The organism is Enterococcus sp. HMSC076E04, assembly GCF_001814285.1.
GTDB lineage: Bacteria > Bacillota > Bacilli > Lactobacillales > Enterococcaceae > Enterococcus_B > Enterococcus_B lactis.
Window position 1 is genome coordinate 664 of the sequence record NZ_KV815637.1, and the last position, 551, is coordinate 1,214.

Annotated in this window: 5 tRNA genes; all 5 read left to right on the forward strand. The window is 47.2% G+C overall.

Annotated features, from left to right (window positions below):
* The first annotated feature begins 37 nt into the window (after window positions 1-37).
* The 5 genes from HMPREF2961_RS13665 to HMPREF2961_RS13685 all read left to right on the forward strand — a co-directional run bounded on the left by HMPREF2961_RS13665 (window position 38) and on the right by HMPREF2961_RS13685 (window position 490).
* Window positions 38-111: transfer RNA gene (locus tag HMPREF2961_RS13665), tRNA-Trp, on the forward strand.
* Between the two features lie 2 nt (window positions 112-113).
* Window positions 114-186, forward strand: a tRNA-His gene (locus tag HMPREF2961_RS13670).
* Window positions 187-197: 11 nt separating this feature from the next.
* Window positions 198-269: transfer RNA gene (locus HMPREF2961_RS13675), tRNA-Gln, on the forward strand.
* A gap of 45 nt (window positions 270-314) precedes the next feature.
* Window positions 315-385 (forward strand) — tRNA-Cys (locus tag HMPREF2961_RS13680).
* Between the two features lie 20 nt (window positions 386-405).
* Window positions 406-490 (forward strand) — tRNA-Leu (locus tag HMPREF2961_RS13685).
* Window positions 491-551 lie beyond the last annotated feature (61 nt).

Here is a 551-nt window from a genome sequence, read left to right on the forward strand (position 1 = left end):
GGGTTCAGTGGTTCGAATCCACTCTCCTCCATTTTATAGGGGCATAGTTTAAAGGTAGAACAGCGGTCTCCAAAACCGTTAGTGTGGGTTCAATTCCTGCTGCCCCTGCCATGGCGAATGTGGCGAAGTGGTTAACGCACCGGATTGTGGCTCCGGCATTCGTGGGTTCGATTCCCATCATTCGCCCTTTTTATTCTTGGGGTATAGCCAAGCGGTAAGGCAAGGGACTTTGACTCCCTCATGCGTTGGTTCGAATCCAGCTACCCCAGTTTCTATAATTTATTCTTTATTTTATAGATTGATAATAGTATAATGGCGGTATAGCCAAGTGGTAAGGCAGAGGTCTGCAAAACCTTCATCACCGGTTCAAATCCGGTTACCGCCTTAGTACTAATAAATCAACTTGCCGGCGTGGCGGAATTGGCAGACGCGCTGGACTCAAAATCCAGTGCCCGTTGAGGGCGTGCCGGTTCGACCCCGGCCGCCGGTATTGACTAAGATGTCTTCATCTTAGTTTTTTATTGAGAAATTAAATAACATCTTTTATGATG